This is a genomic window from Microcoleus sp. SVA1B4, assembly GCF_036700545.1.
Taxonomy (GTDB): Bacteria; Cyanobacteriota; Cyanobacteriia; order Cyanobacteriales; family Microcoleaceae; genus Microcoleus.
Genome location: NZ_JAUBPB010000053.1, coordinates 40946 through 47396, shown reverse-complemented (window position 1 = coordinate 47396; position 6451 = coordinate 40946). Strand labels below are relative to the sequence as shown.

Below are 6451 nucleotides of genomic sequence, written 5' to 3'. Positions count from 1 at the left end.
CATGTGTCCTATTTTATAACACTTTTTTTACTCTGCTTACTTTTTTTCTCTGCTACCCCTACTTATTGAGCGGATACGATTCTGCGATATGAGTCAACACAACCTGTGGTCACTGCGCTATTGGTTATGGAAATTCATTCGGAAACAAGGAAGATACAACCGTTATCAAACCAATAAGGTTATAAAAAGAGCACTTCCTGCGGTTAGTTGGTCAGCCTGCAAGTTTGTCATTGTCAAGGGAGATAAATCACCCTATGATGGCGATTTTGTTTATTGGTCAAAACGAGAGAATGCTCACTACGATGGGATAACGGCCCGACTTCTCAAGAAACAGAATCACAAATGTACAGAATGTAATCTATCGTTCATGTCAGGTGATATTGCAGAACTACACCATATCGACGGCAACCATAACAATTGGAAACCTATAAATTTGGAAGTTCTACATCGTGAATGTCACCAGCATCAGACCGTTCATGGTCAGGTGAGAGTCCGAACAGCGGGTTAAACCCGACTTACTAGGTGTCAGACTAGGAGCCGGATGCAGTGAAGCGCGACGTGCAAAGTCGCATTTGATGAGTAGAGAGCCGTCTCTCTCTGAGGTACTTCTCCTCAGTCCTCGTGTAAAAGACTCAATCCGAGTCCGGTCACAACGAAAGTAAGTAATAAAATCGTTGGAGTGCAGACCACAAAAGCATCTAAGCTGATAGCCTAAATCGGTAGTGTATGCAAGAGGAAGAAAAGGAAGGGTTAACGATAAGTAAACGACTAATCTAGCTCCGTGATATCCGAAAAGGTGAAATCAGGCTGGAACACCTTAACCAAAAGGTAAATAGCTGATTATTAGAAGTTTCGCTGTCTAATAAAGAAGTTCAAAAAGCTATCGGAGTATGAGTCGAACCCTAACCTTTTTCGCAGGTCATCAAAAGCGAAACACGGTAAGCCCAATAGACTCTCTCTTAAGGTCGAAACAAGGGAGTAAGCCAAGAGTAATCACAGCCGAATTGTCTAGGGGGTAAAGGAAGTCAGAGAAAGCGAACGCCCTGTGTAATGCAGAGGATAAGGGTTGAGGAATATCCCAACATCACACCACCTGAAAATGGTAGCCCACTTCTGACAGGTCTTAAACGATAAACAGAATCCAAAGAAACTAAACGGAGATTGAAAGATGGAAACCACTATGGTTATCGGAGACTCTGGACAACTTAACGACTGGTCACAGATTGACTGGAAATCAGTCGTCAAGAATGTTAAGCATCTGAGGAAACGGATTTATCGTGCCACACAGAACGGTCAGTGGAATCAGGTCAGAAGCCTTACAAAACTGATGTTAAGAAGCTTCGACAATCTAATTTTGTCAGTGCGTAAAGTTACCCAACTGAATCAAGGAAAACGAACAGCAGGTGTGGACAAGGAGGTAGCATTAACACCTGAACAACGGGTAAAACTCATCCGAGAAATGGGGCAGCACACACTATGGAAGGTTAAACCCACCAAAAGAGTATATATACCAAAAGCCAATGGGAAGCAAAGACCATTAGGCATCCCCACCATCAAGGATAGAGTAGCACAAGCCATAGTTAAGAACGCTCTAGAACCAATCTGGGAAGCTCTTTTCGAGGCAAACAGTTATGGATTCAGAGTCGGAAGAAGTTGCCACGATGCCATTGAGCAGTGTTTTCTACGCCTACAAGGTAATAGAGACACATGGGTTCTGGATGCCGACCAATCAGGATTCTTCGACAATATCACTCATGAAACCATCCTACATTCCATAGGGAATTTCCCCGCCCGCAGCCTAATCAAACAATGGTTAAAAGCAGGATACATAGACAAGGGAAAACTTCATGAAACACAAAGCGGAACGCCACAAGGAGGCATTATCAGCCCCCTACTGGCAAATATCGGCTTACACGGTCTGGAAAACTTCTTGAGCCAATTCAAGAAGGTCAAAGGCTCATACAAATCCGATAGATATGGTTTCGTCCGATACGCAGACGACTTCATCGTCACCGCTACCTGTCAAGAAGACATAGAGAAAATTCGACCTGAAATTGAACAATGGCTATCAAACAAAGGGTTAAAACTAAATAGAGAGAAAACTCGAATCGTACACATCAGCGAAGGATTTAATTTTATTGGGTTCAATCTCAGACAATACAATGGCAAACTACTGATAAAACCGCAAAAAGAGAAAGTCCTGAAATTCCTTAAGGAAATCAGGGAATGGCTCAAAAGAAATAAAACGGTAGAACAGAAAATTGTCATTGAACAATTAAACCCCAAACTTCGAGGCTTTGGAAACTACTATCGCCACGCCGTCAGCAAAGAAGTGTTTAGCTACATCAGTTCTGAGGTATGGATAGCACTTTGGCGATGGGCAAAACGGCGACACCCAAACAAGAGCAAACGGTGGATTGCCAACCGATACTTTAAAATTAGAGGCAAAGGGTGGGAGTTTACCTGCAATGTCAAGGACAGAAAAGGTAACAACAAGGAAATTAGCCTATTTAACATAGCTAAAATACCCATTGAACGCCACATAAAGGTAAAAGGAACAGCATCCCCAGACGACCCCAACCTAACAAAATACTGGGCTAAAAGAGCCACAAACTCTGGAAAAACCATCTGGGAAAAAGGGTCGAAGTATTACCAAATTGCCCAAAATCAAGGAGGGAAATGTCCTATCTGTGGCGAATATCTTAGCAATGGTGAAGCTATCGAAACACATCACATAGTACCAATGACAAAAGGAGGCTCGGATGACATCGACAATCTCCAGCACCTACACAAAATCTGTCATAAAGTTGTACACAGTGGTAAACGTACTGTGAAGGCAAAGGCTTGAGCCGGATGATGCGACAAGTGTCAAGTCCGGTTCTTAGGGGAGGGAGATACGGCGACGTAGGCTCTCTTACCCGCCAGCTGCACGTCCGCGTTCTGAACCAGAGGTGTCGTGTGGTAACACAGGCATCGACTCTAATTGAAGGAGATGTGTCCTCAAGCAATTGAGGCATCGACTCTAATCAAGTGAACAAACCTGACGGTCAACTGAGTACAGTTAGACCGCAGGCTTCTTTTTCCTTTTTTTCAAAGGCTTTTTATAGTGAGGTAGTTCCACCCCCACTTGCTAATATAGTATCAGAGTATTTCCCGAGCATCTTGGGGTATAAAAGAATAATTGTCGGTTTCGGTACCGAAACCCGACGAGCCTTTCATCCCAAGGAGTAATTCCCAACGGGGTACGGGGCTCCGCGCTCTGATTAATCCCCTCTAAATATACGCCCAAGACTTCCCGGCTGATGTTACAAAGTAAACGATTTCTTAGAATATTCTGGTAAATCCTTGTAGAACCTGGCACTATGGTTGGAGAACGCAAAAATACCCCCTAGCGATGACCAGATATGTCACACCACGAGAAGCTTGCAAAATCTTGCAAGTCTCAGACAAAACCCTTAGAAACTGGGAACTTGTCGGCAAAATATCAGCAATCAGAACTCCCTCTAACCAGCGACGCTATGATATCGACAGCGTTCTCGGAACCGGACATGACCGAGTTACAGCCATCTACGCCAGGGTCAGCAGCTACAAACAGCGCGAAGACCTTGATAGGCAAGTCAGTTACCTCCAAAGCCTCTATCCGCAAGCTAAAGTCTTTAAAGACATCGGAGGCGGACTCAACTTCAAAAGAAAAGCGCTTCTTGCCCTTCTGGGACAAGTCATGTCAGGAGATATCTCAGCAGTTGTGGTCGGACACCAAGACAGACTGTGCCGGTTTGGTGGCGACCTTATCAAATGGATCTGCGAGCAAAACAATTGCCAACTCATGGTTCTCAGCAGAAACGAGTTGTCTCCAGAACGAGAAATGGTTGAAGATATCCTTGCCATCATCCACGTCTTTAGCAGCCGACTCTATGGTTTGCGAAAATACAAATCTGCTATCAAAGAAGATTCGAGTTTACCCGGAAACCAAGCTAGCAGCGAAGTGGAGGAGTTGGATTGCAGCAAGTAGATGGTGTTACAATCAAGCAATTGCTATCCTGAAAGATGAAAAAATTGGTAAGTATGACTTAAGGAAGAAAATAATGGACTCAGCCCCTAGTTGGGTGTCTGAACAACCTTACAATCCGCGCCAAATGGCAGTGTTCCAAGCTTTTGAAGCACACAAAGCAGCTAAAAAGACAAAAGGAACGGCAAAATTTAGAAGCCGTTGCGACGCATCTGAGACTATCCGATTTCAAACGTCCAATTGGAAACTAGGAACTTTTTACCCACTTTCTACTAAGGAACTAACATTCAAGTCATCGGAGCCCATTATCGAGGTAATGCAGCACGAACCGACACTTAGCTTGATTAACAGGCAATGGTTTATTTGCTATGCAATTGATGTACCAAAAATCAAGCCAATTGAGAGCGATTTAGTTATTGCTTTAGATCCGGGTGTCAGAACTTTTCTTACTGGTTTTGATGGTAGTGACTTCATCGAAATAGGAAAAAACGATATCGGTCGTATCTATCGCCTAGCAAGGCATCTAGACAAATTAATGTCCCGTATTGGAGTAAGTAAAGGGAGAGAGTTCAAGCGACTAAGGTATTGCCTGCGAAAATCAGCAGCCCCAATCAGGAGCAAGATTAAAAACTTGGTCAATGAACTACACAAGAAAGCTGCAAAATATTTGACAAGCAAGTACAAGTTAATTTTCTTGCCAACCTTTGAGACACAACAAATGGTCAAAAAAGGCAAACGCAGGTTGGCGAGTAAAACGGCTAGAGCGATGGTTACGTTGAGCCATTATCGCTTTAAACAAACGTTGAAGCATCAAGCTACCAAGCATGGTGGTGTTGTAGTAGACGTGACAGAAGAGTACACATCGAAAATCTGTTCCAAATGTGGACACGTTCATTCTAAATTAGGCGGGTCTAAAATATTTAAATGTCCAAAGTGCGGACACACTCTGGACAGGGACAAAAATGGCGCTTTCAATAAAATATTGAAAGCTTTGAGAGATACCTCCTTGATAGGAGAGCTTGCTGCTTTTTCTATCTTGCCATACACGGTGATTCCTGGCTTAGTTCGGGATTTACCGGGTTAAATGTATCTGGTAGTTAACTAAACCCTTCCTCATCCGCCGGGTCGCCGTAGGGGTCTTCGCTGGCCGGAGTCAGGTTGCCGAACATTCCAGCATCCGCTACATAGTCTGCGGGGTCGCCGTAGGGGTCTTCGCTGGCCGGAGTCAGGTTGCCGAACTGTCCGTAGTCGGTACCGGCGTAGTCTGCGGGGTCGCCGTAGGGGTCTTGGCTGGCTGGAGTCACGTTGCCGTACTGTCCGTAGTCTGCGGGGTCGCCGTAGGGGTCTTGGCTGGCTGGAGTCACGTTGCCGTACTGTCCGTACTCAGCCGGGTCGCCGTAGGGGTCTTGGCTGGCTGGAGTCACGTTGCCGTACTGTCCGGGATTTGAGGCATCTTGGTAATTGCCGTCAGGATCGAATTGCTCGCTGTCTGGCCCAACGATCGCATCTTTTAACTTCCGCAAAAATCCGTCTACCATGATAAAGTTCCTCTTTTTTAGGTGTTGAAAAACGACTGTTTTAGATTGGGAATCCCACATTTAATTGAAAGTCAGGGAACCTGCAATCTAAAATCTCAAATGCTTAGACTACTGTGCCGGAACAGGACTTGTAGCTTCAGGCAAGCTAGTAAGGTCTCGACCAGTATTTTGGTTGTTGTACCCCTGGAATTCGCGGTAACGCACTGCCTCGGACTCCGGAACTGTAATTCCTCCCGGCGGGGGCGTTACCCAGACCGCGCGATTCTGGGCATCGCGGTAGTAAACGCGACCGTTTTTGGAAAGGTAATGTTTTCCCTGCGGCCCCTTTTCTTGTTTATTTTTGTACTGATTGTAGATGTAGTAAAGGGCCGCTGCTCCTGCTAAAGTAATCCCTACTTTTTGAGCCGTGTTCAGTCCTTTTTTCGCTTGTGGGGAAGGAGTGGGGGCGCGATTAGTTTGCACTCCTCCAGCGCGAGTGTTGTCAACAGGAGGCGGGGGAGCGTAAGTTCGCTCGTCAGAACCGCAAGCACTCACAAAGGGAAAGGTCAGCAGCGTTGTCAGCAGCAGAGCCATGAAGCGCGATCTTTTGGGTTCGGGTTTGATTGTGTTCATTGCCGCTCCGAATTGTCGGGATTATAGGTAGGGTGTGTTCTGGCGAGGTTAAGGAACCTGAGCTGCTGCCAACTGTTTTTAGAGTAAATTAATTTCTCAAAGCAATTTTGACCAAAAAAGTAGTTGCTGAGAATTTATCAACAGCGCAGGTACGGTATTGCGTTTCTAGATTAATCATCCTCAAATCTCTTGATGATTTACTCATTCCAGGGATATAAATAAAGTTTCTTTTATTTCAGTCTGGAGGTATATGCAAATGCGCGCCTTCGGGTAAAAATAAATTCCGTTTATG

4 protein-coding genes and 1 pseudogene are annotated in these 6451 nt (G+C 45.0%); 3 read left to right on the top strand and 2 right to left on the bottom strand.

Features of this window, described 5'->3' with window-relative positions:
- The first annotated feature begins 1168 nt into the window (after positions 1-1168).
- The 3 genes and pseudogenes from ltrA (at position 1169) to QT987_RS21450 (ending at position 5093) form a co-directional block, all read left to right on the top strand.
- Complete coding sequence (gene ltrA / locus QT987_RS21460; RefSeq protein ID WP_333244079.1) at positions 1169-2848, top strand: group II intron reverse transcriptase/maturase; 1680 nt, start codon at positions 1169-1171, stop codon at positions 2846-2848.
- 546 nt (positions 2849-3394) lie between these two features.
- A pseudogene (locus tag QT987_RS21455) lies at positions 3395-3976 on the top strand (IS607 family transposase); the annotation flags it as partial.
- Between the two features lie 22 nt (positions 3977-3998).
- Positions 3999-5093, top strand: a complete 1095-nt coding sequence (locus QT987_RS21450) for an RNA-guided endonuclease InsQ/TnpB family protein (RefSeq protein WP_445300353.1) — start codon at positions 3999-4001, stop codon at positions 5091-5093.
- Positions 5094-5106: 13 nt separating this feature from the next.
- Here QT987_RS21450 and QT987_RS21445 read toward each other — a convergent pair whose 3' ends face one another.
- Positions 5107-5547, bottom strand: coding sequence for a translation initiation factor (locus QT987_RS21445; protein WP_333244070.1), 441 nt, complete (start codon positions 5545-5547; stop codon positions 5107-5109).
- A 108-nt stretch (positions 5548-5655) separates the two neighbouring features.
- Positions 5656-6159 carry a hypothetical protein gene (locus QT987_RS21440; protein WP_333244067.1) on the bottom strand — a complete coding sequence of 168 codons (504 nt, stop codon included), beginning with the start codon at positions 6157-6159 and terminating at the stop codon, positions 5656-5658.
- Positions 6160-6451: the final 292 nt, after the last annotated feature.